The organism is Mycolicibacterium gadium (genome assembly GCF_010728925.1).
In the GTDB taxonomy this organism is placed as follows: domain Bacteria; phylum Actinomycetota; class Actinomycetes; order Mycobacteriales; family Mycobacteriaceae; genus Mycobacterium; species Mycobacterium gadium.
The window spans coordinates 751,302-769,532 of the sequence record NZ_AP022608.1; the positions used below are offsets into that span (position 1 = coordinate 751,302).

An 18,231-nucleotide genomic window follows, 5' to 3' on the forward strand; every position below is an offset into this window, starting at 1 on the left:
CTCCAGCCCGCAGTATGGAGCCATGGATGTCAGAGAGGTTTTGCTGCCCGGCGTCGGGTTGCGCTACGAATTCGACAATCGTGACGGCGACCGGATCGGCGTGGTCGCACGACGCACCCGTGACTTCGAAATCGTCGTGTACCCAAAGGAGGACCCCGACCAGGCACAGCACGTGTTCCGACTGACCGAGGACGAGGCAGAAGCCCTCGCTCAGATCCTGGGTGCGCCGCGAATCGCGGAACGATTCGCCGACCTCACCCGCGAAGTCCCGGGCCTCGACGCCGGACAAGTTGTCCTCGAGCCCGGAAGTCCATTTGCGAATCGCCCCCTCGGGGAGACCAGGGCACGGACGCGCACCGGCGCGTCCATCGTTGCGATCGTGCGCGACGACGCGGTCCTCGCTTCGCCAGGTCCGGCCGAAACTCTCCGCGCCGGTGACGTTTTGGTGGTGATCGGCACCGCGGAAGGCATCCTTGGCGTCGAAGACATCGTCGCCAGAGGCTGACCAGTGCAGATCTCGGCGACATTGCTGCTGGAGCTCGGCGTCATCCTCACGGTGCTCACTGTGCTGGGCAGCGCTGCGCGCAGGTTCGCACTGTCGCCAATCCCGCTGTATCTCCTGGTAGGCCTGGCGCTCGGAGACGGCGGCGTCGCACCGATACCCGCTGCCGGGGAATTCGTTCACGCCGGGGCAACCATCGGTGTGGTCCTTCTGCTGCTCGTGTTGGGGCTGGAGTTCTCGATCGGCGAATTCGCCAGCAGCCTGCGCAGACATCTGCCGTCGGCGTCGGTAGACCTGTTTCTCAATGCGCCACCCGGGGCGATCGCGGGCTGGCTGCTCGGGCTCGACGGCGTCGGGATCCTGGCGCTAGCCGGCGTGACGTACATTTCGTCGTCAGGCGTCATCGCCAGGCTGCTCTCCGACTTGCGCCGGCTCGGCAACCGCGAGACCCCGGCCGTCCTGTCAATTCTCGTGCTCGAGGACTTCGCGATGGCGGCCTACCTCCCCTTGCTGGCGGTCCTCGCGGCAGGCGGAACCTGGTGGCAGGCGATTCTCGGCGTCACGTTCGCCGTTGCCGCGTTGCTGGTGGCGTTCATCGCCTCCCTTCGCTGGGGACATCACCTCGGCCGCCTGGTAGCGCATCCTGACAACGAGCAGCTTCTACTGCGAATCATGGGCCTGACGTTGATCGTTGCCGCGCTGGCCGAGTTCGTGCATGCGTCGGCCGCGGTCGGTGCGTTCCTGGTCGGTCTCACGCTGACCGGTGACGCCGCGGACCGCGCGCGGATTGTGCTGAGCCCGCTGCGGGATCTGTTCGCGGCAATCTTCTTCCTGGCAATCGGCTTCTCCGTGAACCCTGCGGAGTTGATTCCGATGCTGCCCGCCGCTCTGGCGCTCGCGGCGGTGACAGCCGTGACGAAGGCGTTGACCGGCCGGTTCGCCGCCCGTCGTGACGGGGTGGGCAGGCCCGGGCAGTTGCGCGCGGGTATGGCGCTGATCGCCCGTGGGGAATTCTCACTCGTCATCATCGGTCTGGTCGCGATGTCGATCCCGCAGCTCGGTGCGGTCGCGACTCCCTACGTATTCATCCTCGCGATTGTCGGACCCGTGTTGACCCGCTTCAGCGGAGGCGGCCTGCGCCCTGCCGTCAGGCAGATTGGCGAAACACCGGCGACCGATCGGCAATAAGGTCGCCATACCATCGCTGCACAGCGGACCCGTCTCGCGCTCGGCCATCCGTTGACCCGCACGGTGTCGCGAATCGCCGGGCGGCGTCGAGGAGGTGCAACCCGACGGCCTCGAAGGACGCCCGAGCTGTGTCGCGGCCGTTGTAGGCACCGTCGTATTGCGCCCGTTCGCACCGAGACCACGAGCGCCACGCAGTCATCCTCACCGGCCCGGCAACGGATTCTTCGACACCGCCGCCATCGGCCCCGTAGTCTCCGCCGTGTGCACACGGTGTTCGATGCCCCCGTAGATCCCCGGTTGATCGAACGTTCGCTTGCGGCAAGCTCCTTCAGTTCGATGTGGCTGGACATTCCCCGGCCCGCCTACCCTCAGCTGACCGCACCGATCACCTGCGACCTGCTCGTGGTCGGCGGCGGCTACACCGGGCTCTGGACGGCACTGCATGCCGCCGAGCGCAATCCGGACCGGCGCATCGTCCTCATCGAGGCCAACCGCATCGCGTGGGCGGCGTCGGGACGAAACGGCGGATTCGTCGACGCCAGCCTGACTCACGGAGCCGAGAACGGAAAAGCGCGCTGGCCCAACGAGATCCACGCTCTGGACGAGATGGGCATCCAGAATCTCGACGGCATGCAGGCCGACATCGAACGTCTGAGGCTGGATACGGAGTGGCAGCGGACCGGGATGCTCTCGGTCGCCACCGAACCCCATCAGGTCGACTGGCTGCGGGACGCCGCGAACGGGGGAGAGGGCCACTTCCTCGACACGCAGCAGGTGCGCGCCGAGGCGAACTCACCGACCTACCTGGCGGGGCTGTTCAGTGCCGACACGTGCGCCATCGTGCACCCGGCCAAGCTGGCGTTCGAGCTCGCCCGTGCGTGCACGGACGCGGGCGTGCAGATCTACGAGCGCGCCAACGCCACCCGGTTGGAGTCCGAAGGCCCTGCGCTGCACGTCCACACCGCCGCCGCGGCCATCACCGCGGGCCAGGTGGTGCTGGCGACGAACGTCTACCCGAGCCTGTTGCGCCGCAACCGGTTGCACACCATTCCGGTTTACGACTACGTGCTGGCGACCGAGCCGCTGACCGACGCGCAGCTGGACCGCATCGGGTGGCGAAACAGGCAGGGAATCGGCGACTGCGCCAACCAGTTTCATTACTACCGGTTGACCATGGACAACCGCATCGTGTGGGGCGGTTATGACGCGGTGTATCACTTCGGCGGCAAGGTCGATCCCGCCTACGAGGACCGGGCCGACACGTATCAGCGCCTCGCCGCGCACTTCTTCATCACGTTTCCCCAACTCGACGACGTCCGGTTCTCGCACCGGTGGGCCGGTGCCATCGACACCAACACTCGCTTCTGCGCGCACTGGGGTCTCGCCCACGACGACCGGGTCGCGTATGTCAACGGATTCACCGGCCTTGGCGTGGGCGCGGCGAGGTTCGCGGCCGACGTGTGCCTGGATCTGCTCGACGGAATCCCCACCCCGCGCACCGAGTTGGAGATGGTGCGCCGACGCCCGCTGCCGTTCCCACCCGAACCGATCGCGAGCATCGGCGTCCAGGCGACGCGATGGTCTCTGGACCGCGCCGATCATTCGGCGGGGCGCCGCAACATTTTTCTTCGGACACTCGACGCGCTGGGCCTCGGCTTCGATTCCTGACGCCCCCTTGTTTAATGGCCGCCGTTGCCACTCTGTAACGCTTCTGTGATCCTTGCCGATGGGCTGAAGTAGGTACGCCAGTTGTGTGATTGCTCCTGGTCGGGCGCGGGTATCACTTCTCGCACTCGGCCTGTGGGCATCTCATGACGCCGGTACCCTTTACACACTTGAGACCCAAGGGGGCGGCGATGCGCCGACGTTCGTTACGCGTATTCGCGACGGTGGCGGCGTCACTCGGCGCGCTCGTACTCCCCGGTGTGCCGGTGCAAGCCGATCCGGGCGTCGTCGTGTTCCCGGGCATGGAAATCATTCAGGGCACCAACGCGTGCACGTTGGGATTCGTCGACCCCAGAGCACGCGTCGCCTATACCGCGGGGCATTGCCGCGGCGACGGCACGGTGCAGGACGGTGGCCGCAGATACATCGGGCGGCAGGCGTCGTTCCGCGACAACACCCCCGACGGCGCCACCATCGACACCAACCATCAGATCACCGACTGGGAGGCAATCAGCCTCGCACCCGACGTTGCTGTCAACAACGTTCTGCCGCGCGGCCTGGTGCTCGTGTCCGACCCCGGCGTCACGCCCACACCCGGTCTGCCGGTGTGCCATTTCGGGGTCGTCACGGGCGAGAGTTGCGGGAACATCCAGGCGGTCTACAACGGCTGGTTCACGATGGCCAACGGTGTGGTGAGCCAGAAGGGCGACTCCGGCGGGCCGGTCTACTTCATCACGCCTGACGGCAGGGCCGCGATGGTCGGGATGTTCAACAGCACCTGGGGCCAGTTCCCCGCCGCGGTGTCCTGGCATGTCGCCAATCAGCAGGCGAGCCAGGACGTCATCTCCGCGGCGTCGGCGCCGGTGCCCTAACGCTGGAGTTCGAACACGGGAATCGACGGCGCTGTCGCACTCACCTCCGCGTCCGAGGACTCGGGTGTCAGTCCGCCGACGTGTCCCTTCACCTCCCAGAACCACCGATCAAGGTAGCGCCGCAACAGTTCCGGCTTGGCGACGTCGGCGACCTCGGTGATGTGCACCTCGTGGCTGCGCCAGCGCGGACCCATCTCGATGGCACCCGCCGCCCGGGCGTTGCGAACCCACTGGGTGGTGCCGCGCGGTGAAACCAGGTAGTCGCGACCGTCGACGGTCAGCAGATTGACGACCACTCCGCGAGGCTTGCCCGTCCTTCGGCCCCGGATCCGCACCGCCACCGTGCCGGCGATGCTGATGCCGGCCTCGGCGAGCAGACGGAACAGTTCGTTGAAGGCGCGGGCAGCGGGTGTGGGCTGGTCGTAGCGCGCGGACATCACATTCCCCTTCGTTTCGAGAGCGGTGCTCTCTTTCGAGGGTGGCACGCTTCAGCGTGAAAAGCAAGAGCAGTGATCTCGTTTCGTGCGACACTGGCGGCATGGGCAAGCGGCAGGACACGCGCGACCGCATCGAGAGCCAGATCATCGAGCTCGGCCGTCGCCACCTGGTCACCGAAGGTGCCGCGGGGTTGTCGCTGCGCGCGATCGCACGCGACCTCGGCATGGTGTCGTCGGCGGTCTACCGGTACGTGGCCAGCCGCGACGAACTGCTGACGCTGCTACTCGTCGACGCCTACTCGGAGCTGGCCGACGCGGTGGACGACGCGGGCGCTTCCGAGGCGTCGTGGCGCGACCGGCTTTTCGTCATGGCGCAGGCCGCCCGGCGGTGGGCCGTCGATCACCCGGCGAGTTGGGCGCTGCTGTATGGCAGTCCGGTGCCGGGGTATCGCGCTCCGGCGGACCGAACCGTCGGCCCGGGCACGCGGGTCGTCGGCGCGCTGTTCGGCGCCGTGGCCGCGGGCATCGCGGCCGGAGATGTCTCGACCTCCGAAGTCGCGGTGGGGCAGCGGTTGTCGTCGGATTTCGACCGGGTGCGCGAGGAGTTCGAATTTTCCGGCGACGACTCCGCGGTGGCCAAATGCTTCCTGCTGTGGGCGGGGCTGATCGGGGCGATCAGCCTGGAGGTGTTCGGCCAGTACGGGGCGGACACGCTGACCGACCCGGGGGATGCCTTCGATCTCCAGGTCAACCTGTTGATCGAGATGCTCACCCGATAATTTAGTATTGACTTATATAAGCTGCTACTTTAATTTAGAGCCGTGCACGCGTTCGACGTCCTGGGTGACCCGGTGCGTCGGCGCATTCTCGAACTACTCGCCGGGGGCGAGCAGTCGGCGGGGACCATCGGTGCGCAGATTCAGGAAGAGTTCGCGATCAGCCAGCCGGCGGTGTCGCAGCACCTCAAGGTGTTGCGCGAGAACGGATTCACCTCGGTACGGCCGGACGGGCAGCGCAGGCTCTACGCCGTCAACGGCGCGGCGCTACGCGACGTCGACGAGTGGCTTGACGGCTTCCGCCGGTTCTGGGCGCCACGACTCGACGCCCTTGCTACCGAGATCGCACGAGGCAAACGACAACGCAGAAGCCAAGGAAGGCACCATGACTGAGGTCGACATCGAGCATCAAATCAACGCCGTCGAGCGCAAGCTGGGATCGCGCATCATCGATGCCGAGGAAGCGCACGTCGTCACCATCAGCCAGTCCTACGCCACCGAGCAGAACGACCTCTGGGACGCCGTCACCAACATCGAGCGCATTCCCCGGTGGTTGATGCCCATTTCCGGCGACCTGACCGTCGGCGGTTCCTACCAGTTGGAGGGTCACGCGGGCGGCACCGTCCTGACCTGCGATCCGCCCAAAAACTTCACTGCGACTTGGGAATTCGGCGGAGGTGTCAGCTGGATCGACGTCACCGTCAGCGCCGAAGGCCCGACCCGGTCGCGCTTGGTGATCGAGCACATCGCCCACGTCGACGACCACTGGGACCAGTTCGGGCCCGGCGCGGTCGGGATGGGCTGGGATTCGATGGTGCTCGGGCTCGCGATCCACATCGCAACCGGGGCGGCCATCGATCCGTCGTTCGGTCAGCGGTGGATCGTCACCGACGAGGGTCGGCGGTTCCTCACGTTGTCCGGCGAGAGGTGGTGTGACGCGAACATCGCATTTGGAACCGACCCGTCGACGGCGCGCGAGATGGCACGGCGATGCCTGGCGGCGTACCTCGGCGAGGAAAACTAGAACACGTTCTAGCCATCTGGGGCGGCCGGGGATATCCTCGACCCGATGCATGCCCAGACACCTGTCCAGATTGCGTGGGTGACGCGGGACCTCGACGTCACCGAAAAGGCGCTGACCACGATGTTGGGTGCCAAGAAGTGGGTGCGGATACCAAACGTCCACTTCGCGCCCGACACGTGCACCTTCCGGGGAGCGCCCGCCGACTTCACCGCCGACATCGCGTTCAGCTACGCCGGTGACACCCAGCTCGAGCTGATCGCACCGATCGGCGGCGGCCCGAGCGTGTACACCGAGTTCCTCGACACCTGCGGACCCGGTCTGCACCACATCTGTGTCGAGGCACCCGACTCCGCGGCGTTCGACGCTGCATTGCGCGACGCAGAAGCCAACGGGACCCCCGTCGTGCAGCAGGGGATCATGCCCGGCGGGATGCGGTTCGCCTACCTGTCGGCTGCCGACGCCGGCGTGCCCTACATCGAGATCGCCGTCATCCCCGACGAGATCAAGTCATTTTTCGACTATGTGAAACAGGAGCAACAGTGAGCGCTCTCGACATTCCGGACACCGTCGACGCGGCCGATGTTCAGTCATGGTCTGACGAGGTCGATGTCCTGGTCATCGGCTTCGGCATGGCCGGCGGCTGCGCAGCCGTGAGCGCCGCGGCGGCGGGAGCCGACGTTCTGGTGCTGGAGAAGGCGGCCGCGGCAGGCGGCACCAGCGCGATGGCCGGTGGCCACTTTTATCTGGGCGGCGGCACAGCGGTGCAGCAGGCCACCGGACACGACGACAGCGCCGAAGAGATGTACAAGTATCTCGTGGCCGTCTCGGCCGCCCCGGACCTCGACAAGATTCGCCTCTACTGCGACCAAAGCGTCGAACACTTCGATTGGCTTGAGGCACTTGACTTTCAGTTCGAACGCAGTTTCTGGAAAGGCAAAGTGGTGGTGCCACCCGGCACCGAGGGGTTGTCCTATACCGGTAACGAGAAGGTATGGCCGTACTGCGAGCAGGCCAAACCGGCGCCGCGCGGACATTCGGTTCCGGTTCCGGGGGAGTTGGGCGGCGCAGCGATGGTCATCGACCTGCTGGTGAAACGTGCGACCGATCAAGGCGTGCAGATCCGTTACGAAACCGGCGTGACCAATCTGGTAGTCACCGACGACGGCCGGCAAAAAAAAGTGGTCGGGGTGCGCTGGAAGCACTTCGGCGAAACCGGGGCGATCAAAGCCAAGGCCGTCGTCATCGCCGCCGGCGGATTCGCGATGAACGCCGAAATGGTCGCCGAGCACACTCCGGCCCTCGGCCAGAAGCGGAAAACCAAACACCACGGCGAGGTGGAGCCCTACATCCTGGGCAACCCCTACGACGACGGAGTCGGCATCGCCCTTGGCGTATCGGCCGGTGGCGTGGCGGAGAACCTCGACGGGCTGTTCATCACCGCCGCCGCGTACCCGCCGGAGATTCTGCTGACCGGTGTCATCGTCAACAACCGGGGCGAGCGGTTCGTCGCCGAGGATTCCTACCACTCACGCACATCGGCGTACGTCCTGGAACAACCCGACCAGCAGGCATACCTGATCGTCGACGAAGCACACATGCAGATGCCCGAGATGCCTTTGATCAAGTTCATCGACGGATTCGAGACGGTCGCGGAAATGGAAGAGGCACTTGGCATTCCGGCGGGCAAGCTCGCCGCCGCACTCGACCGTTACAACGAGAATGCCGCGCGCGGCGACGACCCGGACTTCCACAAACAGCCGGAATACGTTGCGGCACAGGACAACGGCCCGTGGGCTGCGTTCGATCTGTCACTGGGCGTGGCGATGTACTCGGGATTCACCATGGGCGGTCTCGACGTGTCGATCGACGGACAGGTGCTGCGCTCCGATGGCAGCGTCATCGAGGGCCTCTATGCCGCAGGCGCCTGCGCGTCGAACATCGCCCAGGACGGCAAGGGCTATGCCAGCGGCACCCAACTCGGCGAAGGTTCGTTCTTCGGCCGCCGTGCGGGTACGCACGCCGCACGGGCCTAGACCGGCGCGGGTTCCTCGCCTCCGACCCGGCCGAACCGCCATTCACCCTCGCCGAGCAGCTCGAGTTCATGAGTGTGGTGCTGCTCGAGCGCCTTGCGGTGGCTCACGCTGACCAGAATGGTGTCGGGCAATTCGGTGCGAATGAGGGTGTACAGCAGGTACTCCAGACCTTCGTCGAGTGCCGAGGTCGACTCGTCGAGGAACACGGCCATGGGCCTGGTCAACAGAATGCGGGCGAACGCGATGCGCTGCTGTTCGCCCGGGGAGAGCACCTTGGCCCAGTCCTCGACTTCGTCGAGTCGATCGACCAGGTGCGGCAGTGCCACCTGTTCCAGCGTGCGCTTCAGGGTCGGGTCGTCGATGTCGCCTTCCTCGCTCGGATAGCTGACGACCGCGCGCAGATTGCCGAGCGGAACGTACGGCATCTGGGACAGGAACATGGTCTCGTTGGGTCCGCACGGGCGGGTCAAGGTGCCGGTGGTGAACGGCCACAGCTCGGCGAGGCTGCGCAACAGGGTCGTCTTGCCGGAGCCGGATTCGCCTTTGACCGCCAGGGTATCGCCCACCTCGAGGCGCAAGCCGAGTGGTTTGAGAAGCTGCTTGCCGTCGGGGGTGCGTACTTCGATGTCCTTGAGTTCCACGGTGCCGTCCCTGCAGGGCGTGGTCGTGATCTCGGGGAGCGCTCTGCCCTCTTCGTTCGCGGTGAGCAACCCGTCGAGGCGGATGATCGACGCGCGGTAGCCCGCAAACGCGTCGTATGCGTTGCGGAAGAAGGACAGTCCGTCCTCGATGGCGCCAAAGGCCGACGCCGTCTGCGTCATGGCGCCGAGTGTGATTTCACCAGCGAAGAACCGGGGGAACTGAAACAGGTACGGCGGCACGACGATGATCTGGCTCATCGACAGGTTCCAGCCGTAGAACCCCAGCATCCTGTTGATCCAGCGCTTGTAGTTGGCGACGATCGGCGCGAAGAGTTTGCGCAACCCGGTGCGCTCGGCGGCTTCGCCGCGATAGAACGCAACGGCCTCCGACGCGTCGCGCAGCCGCACCAGCGCGTAACGGAACGCCGCGTTGAACTTCTCGTTACGGAACGACAACCAGATGATCGGCCGACCCACCCAGAATGCGATGGCCGATGCGAAGAGCACGTAGGCAATCAGAATGAAGAACATCGCCTTGGGCAGCTCGTAGTTGACGAAGGGCAGCGTGAGCGTCCCCGACAGGTTCCACAGAATCGCGGTGAACGAAATCATCGAGGCGATGGCGTTGACCCCGCCGAACAGCAGCGTCGAGGTCGACGTGTTGCCCGGTGTGTTCGGCAGCCCACCCACTCCCGCGGTGAAGATGTCGATGTCGTACTGGATTCGCTGATCCGGGTTGTCGATCGTGTCGTCGATGAAGCGACCGCGGTAGTACGCCTTACCGTCGAGCCAGTCGCCCGTCATCCGATCGGTGAGCCACCTGCGCCACGCCAGCATGAAGCGCTGAGTGATGAACAGATCGAGCATGATCCGTGCGACGTGCAGGAATGCCAGCACCGAGAACACGATCATCGACATGTAGAAGCCGTCGCGCCCGGAATTCTTGACTTCGTCGTTGCCCGTCGCCAACCCGCCCGCGACGGCCTGTAGGGCGGTCATCATGTCGTTGCCCTGGAAACTGAACAGCACGGTCAGCCGAACGCCGACCATCACCGACAGCAGAATCACCGCCAGCCACAGCCAGACCTTGACACTGTCCGGGCCCTTGAAATAGTCGCCGGTGATCCGCCAGAACTGCCTACCCCACACCGTGTACTTGGCGATCAGGACACAGATCAACAGCGTCGCCACCGCAGCGATCAACCATGCCTGGCCGACCCACTGCAGCGATGTCAGGAGCTCATTGCCCCAGTCCATCGTGGGGACGAACATTCCCTCTTCCACTGTGGCAAGGTACCGCGCCAGCCTGTTACCGGCGTTACTAGTGGTCTCAAGTCTCGGTGGCGAGGCTGTCGAGCCGCCAATCGCCTTCGCCCATCAGTTCCAGTCGCCGGCCGTGGAACTGTTCGACGTGCGCAGTCCGTTGAACTAACTCGAGCGGACGGCGGATGACGAAGGCGACGATCGTCACCACCAACACGTAGGCGATCACGATCCACAACTGCGCCTTGGGCGGCACCATGCCGCCGACGGGTGAACTGGGCACGGGAGTATGCGAAGTCGCTGAGCCAATCACCGATGTAGCGGTGGCGCAACCAGATTCGCCACCGCATGATGAAACGACGTACATCTCGGTGAGCAGGCCCACGAGATAGCACCCGGCGCGGATGCCCGTGCCGCGCCGTCGGAACCGCCTGAAACCCGATCTGAACCGCCGTGAACAAATTGCCTGCCGGTGAGTAGCCCGACGTGATACGCCAGAACTGGCGCCGCCACTCCGTCATGCGGCCGACGAGAACCAAGACCACGACGAGCCACACCCCCCGGCGCTCAGTTGAACGTCTTCCGCAGGTGCGCCGTCAGATTGTCGACATCATCGTGCGCACCGGCGAATCCGAGGTATCCGTCGGGCCTGACGAGGAAGCTGGAATGACCGGTCGCCGAGTACGCCGTCGCGAAATTCGACCCCGCATCGCGCACCAACGGCAGTACCGTGCCCGCGACGTCGGCGCCGGGCGCGGCGACCAGATACACGTCGAGATGGCCGTCGGCGATGGCCGTTGCGGCATCGGCGGTCCGCTCGAACTGCTCCACGTCGGCGGATCCTGCGCGGCCATCCGCGTACAGCAGCAGGGTGTGGCCAGGACCGAACAGGGCGAAAAGCCGCAGCGGCCCCGTGACCGCGGCGCGCGTCAGACCGGTTGCATCGGGCGCCCGCCCGCCGGCGTTGGCTCCCACGATGGGGCTGTCGGCGTAGTTGATCAGCAGCTGAGCCTCGCGACGGATGACGTGATCGACGTCCGTGGAGTCGGCGCCGATGCCCTTACGCGCACTGCGCACGGTCCGGCCCACAACCTCCTCGCCGACGGGGCGCCGCTCAGCGTCATAACTGTCGAGCAGACCGGGCGCCGCACGGCCGGCTGCCGCGAGCGCCAGCTTCCACGCCAGATTGTGCGCGTCCTGAATTCCGGTGTTCATACCCTGCGCACCCGTCGGGGGGTGGATGTGTGCGGCGTCGCCCGCGACGAACACCCGCCCCCGGCCGTAGGCGTCGACAATGCGGTGACTGATCCGAAAGACGGAGGACCAGCGCATGTTTCGTGCAGTTGCCGGCTCGGGGGAGAGCCGGTCGAGCACCGCCTGCACATGGCTGAGCTCGGGCTTGCGGTCGCCCTCGAAGCCGTGCGCAATGCCCTGCGACGGCGCGGCGGACAGCTCGGGCGGCACGAGCATCGACATGCGGTACCGGCCGCGACCGGGCAGCGGAATGCAGACCAGGAGGTCGTCGGTCGCGCCGTCCGTTTGATGCATTGCGCGCAGCGCCCAGCCTCGTGGCAGCGACCAGTCCACCTCGACGTCGCCGAGCATGTACTGCTCCTCGAACGCTGCACCCTCGAACGTCAGGCCAAGGGTCTTGCGAACGATGCTGTGCGCACCGTCGGCACCGATGAGATATCCGGCGCCGACGGTGCGCTCACCACCGTCGCCGGACAGTGTCACGCTCACACCGTCCGTGTCGTGCTCGATACCGGCGACGCTGATCCCCCGCTCGATCTCGACGCCACGCAGGGCCAGTTCCTCGCGCAGGATTCGTTCGGTGGCGTACTGCGGTATCGCGATGAACCCGAACGGCACGTCGGACGGAATCGCGAACTCGACCTGGCCGACCTTCTCGCCGTTGACGTATACGATCTGCCCGTGCACCTCGATGGCGGCGTCCAGAATGCGTCCCAGCAGACCCATCGATTCGAAAACTTCGAGCGTACGCGGTTGCACACCAACAGCTTTCGCATACTGCACCGGTTCCAGTAGCGGATCGACGATGCGGCAGTCGACACCGCGGCGGGTCAGCTCGACGGCTGCGGCGAGTCCGACCGGGCCGGCGCCGGCGATGAGTACTTGCGTATGCGCAGAGTTCGGCACGCGCTGATTATGCTGCCTCCATGAGCATCGACGCTCCCACATCCGAAGCCTTTTCCGTCAACGCCGGGCACCTCATCGCCCGGCGACTGCGGGCCAGCGGAATCGACACCATCTTCACGCTGTCCGGCGGACATCTGTTCTCCATCTACGACGGCTGCCAGGCCGAGAACATTCGCCTGATCGACACCCGACACGAACAGACCGCGGCGTTCGCCGCGGAAGGTTGGTCGAAGGTGACCCGCGTACCCGGCGTGGCGGCACTCACCGCCGGACCCGGTGTCACCAACGGGATGAGCGCAATGGCCGCCGCTCAGCAGAACCAATCGCCACTGGTGGTGCTCGGTGGCCGCGCACCCGCGGCGCGCTGGGGACAGGGTTCCCTGCAGGAAATCGACCACGTGCCGTTCGTGGCGCCGCTGACCCGGTTCGCGGCGACCGCGCAGTCGCCGGACGCCGTCGGCTCGCTGATCGACGACGCATTGCGCGCCGCCGCGGGATTCGGCGGCCAGCCGACGGGGGTGTCGTTTGTCGACTTCCCGATGGACCACGTGTTCGGCACCGCACATGACGACGGCGCTCCGGGCGCGCTGGCAGGTCCGTCCGCGCCGGTGCAGCCCGACGCCGATGCCGTCGACATGGCCGTCCGGCTGCTCAGGGAGGCCCAGCGGCCCGTCATCATGGCGGGCACCAACGTGTGGTGGGGCCACGCCGAGACCGCACTGCTGCGCGTGGCCGAAACCCTGCGTATCCCGGTGCTGATGAATGGCATGGCGCGCGGCATCGTGCCCGCCGATCACGACCTCGCATTTTCGCGAGCGCGGTCGAAAGCGTTGCGCGAGGCCGACGTTGCCGTCGTGATCGGAGTGCCCATGGACTTCCGGCTGGGCTTCGGCGGCGTGTTCGGACCCGAGACCACCCTGCTCGTGGCCGACCGCGTCCAACCCGACCGACCGCATCCTCGCGAGGTCGCCGCCGAAATGTACGGGGATCTGACGACCACCCTGGCCGCGCTGGCGGGCGCGACGCGATCCGATCACGAGGCCTGGATCGCCGAGCTGCGCACCACCGAAGCCGCCGGGCGGGCAACAGAGGCCGCCGAGTTGGCCGATGATCGCACGCCCCTGCACCCGATGCGGGTCTACGCGGAACTGAGCCAGCTGCTGGACCGCGACGCGATCGTCGTGATCGACGCGGGTGATTTCGGCTCCTACGCGGGCCGGGTCATCGACAGCTATGTGCCCGGCGCCTGGCTGGACAGCGGCCCCTTCGGCTGTCTGGGGTCGGGACCGGGTTATGCGCTGGCCGCGAAGCTGGCCCGACCCGACCGGCAGGTCGTGCTGCTGCAAGGCGACGGTGCGTTCGGGTTCTCGGGTATGGAGTGGGACACGTTGGTGCGGCACGGAGTTCACGTGGTGTCGATAATCGGCAACAACGGGATCTGGGCGCTGGAAAAACACCCCATGGAGATGCTGTACGGCTACTCGGTGGTGGCGGAGTTGCGGCCCGGCACCCGCTACGACGAGGTCGTCACCGCACTGGGCGGCCACGGTGAACTGGTGACGACGCCGGGCGAGCTGCGGCCGGCGCTGGAGCGGGCGTTCGCCGCCGGCCTGCCTGCGGTCGTCAACACGCTGACCGATCCGGCGGTGGCATACCCGCGCCGCTCCAATCTGGGCTGACTCCCGGGCGTCCGGCGGCCCCGTCCCCGCGCGAGCGACCGTGTCTGTACACGACACGCCGGGTCAATCCGTACAAATGCGGTCGCTCAGCGCGCTCGACCACGCGGAAATTGACTCGACGCGCCGGGCGGCGGGCACACATGCTGGACAGATGGAAGTCCGGCTTCACGATTCCATCGACGAGTTCAACTCGATGGCGGGCCCTCTGTATCGCCGCGACCCGATCACCAACACCATTGAATTGACGCTGCTCCAGGCAGGCGAACTTCCCGACGGTTCGTTGCTGCTGACCGTGTGGGACAGCGGGGACTTGATCGGGGCGGCGATCCAGACGCCGCCGTACCCACTGGCGTGCAATGCACTTCCGATCGACAGCGCAGGCGTCGTCGCAGCGGAAGTAGCCCGAGTCAATCCAGAGTTGGCCGGCGCCAGGGGCGCACGCGCGGCGACCGCGGGTTTCGCAGCTGCCTGGAATGCGCTCACCGGGAGTGAAGGACACGTTTCGGTCGAAGAGCGGCTCTATCGGTTGCGCTCGCTTCGGCCGCCGGTCGGCGTTCAGGGCGACCCATGTAGAGCCACCGACCAAGATCGCGGATTGCTGGTCGACTGGGTTGAGGGGTTCTACGCCGAGACCTTCGGTCACCCGCGCGATGACGAGGCCGGCAGGCGGTTCGTCGACGCCGCGGAGCGCAAGGGGGACCGCTTCACGCTGTGGACCGTCGATGACGTTCCGGTGAGCATGGCGATGCTCCGCGCGCCGGCGGCGGACGTGTCGCGGATCGGCCCCGTGTTCACGCCGCCCGAGCGCCGCGGCCACGGCTACGGATCGGCCGTCACCGCTGCGGCCGTCGAACTGGCACATCGCAGCGGCACGGCCGACGTCGTGCTGTTCACCGATCTCGCCAACCCTGTTTCCAACGCCATCTATCAGCGGATCGGGTTCGAAGCGGTCGCTGACTCCGTACGCATCGACTTCCGGCTCCCGGGCTGACTCCCGGGCGTCCGGCGGCCGACGTGTGGTCACGCCCGCCGGGGCGGGCCGCGTACCGTAAAGCTGTGGCGAAGACCAAAACCCGCACCTCAGGTCGTGTCAGCAGTCGGTTCTGGCGGATGCTCGGCGCGAGCACCGACAGGGATCAGGCCTCGTCGATGGCCCAGGTGAGCGAATCGGCAGAATTCGACGCGAAGGCCGCTGACCTCGACGACGAGCAACTGCTCAAAGCCGCCAAACTGCTGAATCTCGACGACCTCGCCGATTCCGCGGACATCCCGCAATTCCTGGCGATCGCGCGCGAGGCATCCGTCCGGACCACCTCACTGCGGCCATTCGACGTGCAGCTGCAGGCCGCACTGCGGATGCTCGCGGGCGATGTCGTCGAGATGGCCACCGGTGAAGGCAAAACCCTCTCGGGTGCCATAGCCGCAGCGGGGTATGCGATCGGCGGCCGGCACGTGCACGTCATCACGATCAACGACTACCTGGCTCGCCGCGACGCCGAGTGGATGGGCCCGCTGATCGAAGCGCTGGGCCTGACCGTCGGCTGGGTCACCGCCGACTCGACGGCCGACGAGCGGCGCAAGGCCTACAAATGCGACGTCACCTACGGCTCGGTCAACGAGATCGGGTTCGACGTCCTGCGGGACCAGCTGGTCACCGACGTCGACGATCTGGTGTCGCCGAACCCCGATGTCGCGGTGATCGACGAGGCAGACTCGGTGCTCGTCGACGAAGCGTTGGTGCCGTTGGTATTGGCGGGCACCACGCACCGCGAGACGCCCAAAGTCGAACTGATCCGGATGGTCGGCGAACTGACCGAGGGCAAGGACTACGAGACCGACTCCGACAGCCGCAACGTGCACCTCACCGAGAGCGGTGCGCAGAAGCTCGAAGCCAAGCTCGGCGGTATCAACCTGTACTCCGAGGAACACGTCGGCTCCACCCTCACCGAGGTCAACGTCGCGCTGCACGCCCACGTGCTGTTGCAACGCGACGTGCACTACATCGTTCGTGACAATGCCGTACACCTCATCAACTCCTCGCGTGGCCGCATCGCCCAGCTGCAGCGCTGGCCTGACGGACTGCAGGCCGCGGTGGAGGCCAAGGAGGGCATCGAGACCACCGAGACCGGCGAGGTGCTCGACACGATCACAGTGCAGGCCCTCATCGACCGGTACCCGACGGTGTGCGGCATGACCGGAACCGCCTTGGCGGCCGGCGAGCAGCTACGCCAGTTCTACAAACTCGGTGTGTCGCCGATTCCGCCGAATACTCCCAACATTCGCGAGGACGAAGAGGATCGCGTCTACGTCACTGCCGCGGCCAAGGCCGCCGCGATCGTCGAGCACATCGTCGAGGTGCACCAGACCCGCCAGCCGGTGCTGGTCGGTACTCGCGACGTCGCCGAGTCCGAGGACCTGCACGAGCGACTGGTCAAGGCAGGGGTGCCCGCCGTCGTGCTCAACGCGAAGAACGACGCCGAGGAGGCCGCGGTCATCGCCGAGGCCGGCGCGCTCGGATCGGTCACGGTGTCCACCCAGATGGCCGGTCGCGGAACTGACATCCGGCTCGGCGGGTCCGACGAAGCCGACCATGACGACGTTGCCGAGCTGGGCGGGCTGCACGTCATCGGCACCGGGCGGCACAACACTGAGCGGCTGGACAATCAGCTGCGCGGACGCGCCGGACGTCAGGGCGACCCCGGATCGTCGGTGTTCTTCTCCAGCTGGGAAGACGACGTGGTGGCGGCGCACCTCGATGCGAACAAACTGCCGATGCAGACCGACGAAGACGGCCGCATCGTCAGCCCCAAGGCGGCCAGCTACCTGGACAGCGCGCAGCGCATCGCCGAGGGCCGCATGCTCGACGTGCACGCCAACACGTGGCGCTACAACCAGCTGATCGCTCAGCAGCGCGCCATCCTGGTGGAGCGCCGCGACACCTTGTTGCGCACGCCGACCGCGCGCGACGAGCTGCAAGAGCTGTCGCCGGACCGCTACGACGAGCTGGTGGAGCAGGTCGGCGAGGAGAAACTCGAGAAGATCTGCCGCCTGATCATGCTCTACCACCTCGACCGCGGCTGGGCCGATCACCTGGCGTTCCTCGCTGACATCCGGGAGAGCATCCATCTGCGGGCTCTCGGCAGGCAGAACCCGCTCGACGAATTCCACCGGATGGCCGTCGACGCGTTCGCCTCGCTGGCCGCCGACGCGATCGAGGCCGCACAGCAGACCTTCGACACGGCGGCCTCGATCGAGGACGAACCGGGCGTCGACCTGTCCAAGCTGGCCCGGCCGACCTCGACGTGGACATACATGGTGCACGACAACCCGCTGGCCGACGACACCTTGTCGGCGCTGAGTTTGCCGGGGGTATTCCGCTAGGTTCTATCCATGCAGGAGCCGCGCGACCGGGTACTGACGGTGCCCAACGTGCTCAGCGCGCTACGTCTGGTGCTGGTGCCGGTGTTCCTCTGGCTGCTGCTGGTGGTGCACGAAAACGCATGGGCCGTGGCCGTGCTCATGTTCAGCGGGTTCTCGGACTGGGCCGACGGCAAGATCGCGCGTCTGGTCGATAATCAGTCGTCGCGGCTCGGTGAGCTGCTGGACCCGGCAGTGGACCGCATCTACATGGTCGCCATCCCGATCGCGTTGGCCATTCACGGATCGGTGCCGTGGTGGATCGTGCTGACCCTGCTGGGTCGCGACGTCGTGCTGGCCGCGACACTGCCACTGTTGCGCACTCGGGGGCTGACCGCGCTGCCGGTCACCTACATCGGGAAGGCGGCGACGTTCGCGCTGATGTCGGGGCTTCCGCTCATTCTGCTCGGGCAGTGGGATGCGTTGTGGAGCCGGGTGATTCTCGCGTGCGGCTGGGCGTTCCTGATCTGGGGTCTGTTGATGTACCTGTGGTCGGGCGTGCTGTACCTGATCCAGGTTTCGATGGTGATGCGTCAAATGCCCAAAGTGGGGCGTTGAGGCCACCGGAGGTGAT

Annotated in this window: 17 protein-coding genes; 13 read left to right on the plus strand and 4 right to left on the minus strand. The window is 66.3% G+C overall.

Annotated features, from left to right (window positions below; genetic code table 11):
- Positions 1-22 precede the first annotated feature (22 nt).
- The 4 genes from G6N36_RS03615 to G6N36_RS03630 all read left to right on the plus strand — a co-directional run bounded on the left by G6N36_RS03615 (position 23) and on the right by G6N36_RS03630 (position 4,227).
- A complete protein-coding gene (locus G6N36_RS03615; protein ID WP_163685018.1) occupies positions 23-505 on the plus strand; it encodes a cation:proton antiporter regulatory subunit in 483 nt (160 codons plus the stop codon).
- 3 nt (positions 506-508) lie between these two features.
- The gene (locus tag G6N36_RS03620) at positions 509-1,690 is read left to right on the plus strand and encodes a cation:proton antiporter (RefSeq protein WP_163685020.1); all 1,182 of its coding nucleotides are present in this window, start codon (positions 509-511) and stop codon (positions 1,688-1,690) included.
- Positions 1,691-1,951: 261 nt separating this feature from the next.
- On the plus strand, positions 1,952-3,358 hold the full coding sequence (locus tag G6N36_RS03625; RefSeq protein WP_163685022.1) for an NAD(P)/FAD-dependent oxidoreductase: 1,407 nt from the start codon (positions 1,952-1,954) through the stop codon (positions 3,356-3,358).
- 188 nt (positions 3,359-3,546) lie between these two features.
- Positions 3,547-4,227: an Rv1815 family serine proteinase gene (locus G6N36_RS03630; protein WP_163690367.1), complete on the plus strand. Its 681-nt coding sequence runs from the start codon at positions 3,547-3,549 to the stop codon at positions 4,225-4,227.
- Here G6N36_RS03630 and G6N36_RS03635 read toward each other — a convergent pair.
- Positions 4,224-4,664 (minus strand): nitroreductase/quinone reductase family protein, encoded by a 441-nt coding sequence (locus G6N36_RS03635; RefSeq protein ID WP_163685024.1) that lies wholly within the window; start codon positions 4,662-4,664, stop codon positions 4,224-4,226. The genes G6N36_RS03630 and G6N36_RS03635 overlap by 4 nt on opposite strands.
- Before the next feature lie 101 nt (positions 4,665-4,765).
- On the opposite strand from G6N36_RS03635, the gene G6N36_RS03640 reads away from it, so the two are divergent.
- The 5 genes from G6N36_RS03640 to G6N36_RS03660 are packed head-to-tail and all read left to right on the plus strand — an operon-like array spanning position 4,766 to position 8,497.
- A complete protein-coding gene (locus G6N36_RS03640; RefSeq protein ID WP_163685026.1) occupies positions 4,766-5,443 on the plus strand; it encodes a TetR/AcrR family transcriptional regulator in 678 nt (225 codons plus the stop codon).
- A gap of 42 nt (positions 5,444-5,485) precedes the next feature.
- Complete coding sequence (locus G6N36_RS03645) at positions 5,486-5,833, plus strand: ArsR/SmtB family transcription factor (RefSeq protein WP_163685028.1); 348 nt, start codon at positions 5,486-5,488, stop codon at positions 5,831-5,833.
- Positions 5,826-6,464: an SRPBCC domain-containing protein gene (locus G6N36_RS03650; protein WP_163685030.1), complete on the plus strand. Its 639-nt coding sequence runs from the start codon at positions 5,826-5,828 to the stop codon at positions 6,462-6,464. The genes G6N36_RS03645 and G6N36_RS03650 overlap by 8 nt, the downstream gene beginning before the upstream one ends.
- Positions 6,465-6,509: 45 nt before the next feature.
- Positions 6,510-7,007: a VOC family protein gene (locus G6N36_RS03655; RefSeq protein ID WP_163685032.1), complete on the plus strand. Its 498-nt coding sequence runs from the start codon at positions 6,510-6,512 to the stop codon at positions 7,005-7,007.
- Complete coding sequence (locus tag G6N36_RS03660; protein ID WP_163685034.1) at positions 7,004-8,497, plus strand: FAD-binding protein; 1,494 nt, start codon at positions 7,004-7,006, stop codon at positions 8,495-8,497. The genes G6N36_RS03655 and G6N36_RS03660 overlap by 4 nt, the downstream gene beginning before the upstream one ends.
- Here G6N36_RS03660 and G6N36_RS03665 read toward each other — a convergent pair.
- The 3 genes from G6N36_RS03665 to G6N36_RS03675 form a co-directional block, all read right to left on the minus strand.
- Complete coding sequence (locus tag G6N36_RS03665; RefSeq protein WP_163690368.1) at positions 8,494-10,410, minus strand: ABC transporter ATP-binding protein/permease; 1,917 nt, start codon at positions 10,408-10,410, stop codon at positions 8,494-8,496. The two genes, G6N36_RS03660 and G6N36_RS03665, sit on opposite strands and share 4 nt — an antisense overlap.
- A 58-nt stretch (positions 10,411-10,468) precedes the next feature.
- The gene (locus G6N36_RS03670; RefSeq protein WP_163685036.1) at positions 10,469-10,684 is read right to left on the minus strand and encodes a hypothetical protein; all 216 of its coding nucleotides are present in this window, start codon (positions 10,682-10,684) and stop codon (positions 10,469-10,471) included.
- Between the two features lie 284 nt (positions 10,685-10,968).
- Positions 10,969-12,561, minus strand: coding sequence for an FAD-dependent monooxygenase (locus tag G6N36_RS03675; protein WP_235689962.1), 1,593 nt, complete (start codon positions 12,559-12,561; stop codon positions 10,969-10,971).
- 20 nt (positions 12,562-12,581) lie between these two features.
- On the opposite strand from G6N36_RS03675, the gene G6N36_RS03680 reads away from it, so the two are divergent.
- From G6N36_RS03680 to G6N36_RS03695, 4 genes are all read left to right on the plus strand, one after another.
- Complete coding sequence (locus tag G6N36_RS03680; RefSeq protein ID WP_163685040.1) at positions 12,582-14,240, plus strand: acetolactate synthase; 1,659 nt, start codon at positions 12,582-12,584, stop codon at positions 14,238-14,240.
- Between the two features lie 151 nt (positions 14,241-14,391).
- On the plus strand, positions 14,392-15,231 hold the full coding sequence (locus G6N36_RS03685; protein ID WP_163685042.1) for a GNAT family N-acetyltransferase: 840 nt from the start codon (positions 14,392-14,394) through the stop codon (positions 15,229-15,231).
- Between the two features lie 65 nt (positions 15,232-15,296).
- On the plus strand, positions 15,297-17,621 hold the full coding sequence (secA2, locus tag G6N36_RS03690) for an accessory Sec system translocase SecA2 (RefSeq protein ID WP_163685044.1): 2,325 nt from the start codon (positions 15,297-15,299) through the stop codon (positions 17,619-17,621).
- Positions 17,622-17,630: 9 nt separating this feature from the next.
- On the plus strand, positions 17,631-18,215 hold the full coding sequence (locus tag G6N36_RS03695) for a CDP-alcohol phosphatidyltransferase family protein (RefSeq protein WP_163685046.1): 585 nt from the start codon (positions 17,631-17,633) through the stop codon (positions 18,213-18,215).
- Positions 18,216-18,231: the final 16 nt, after the last annotated feature.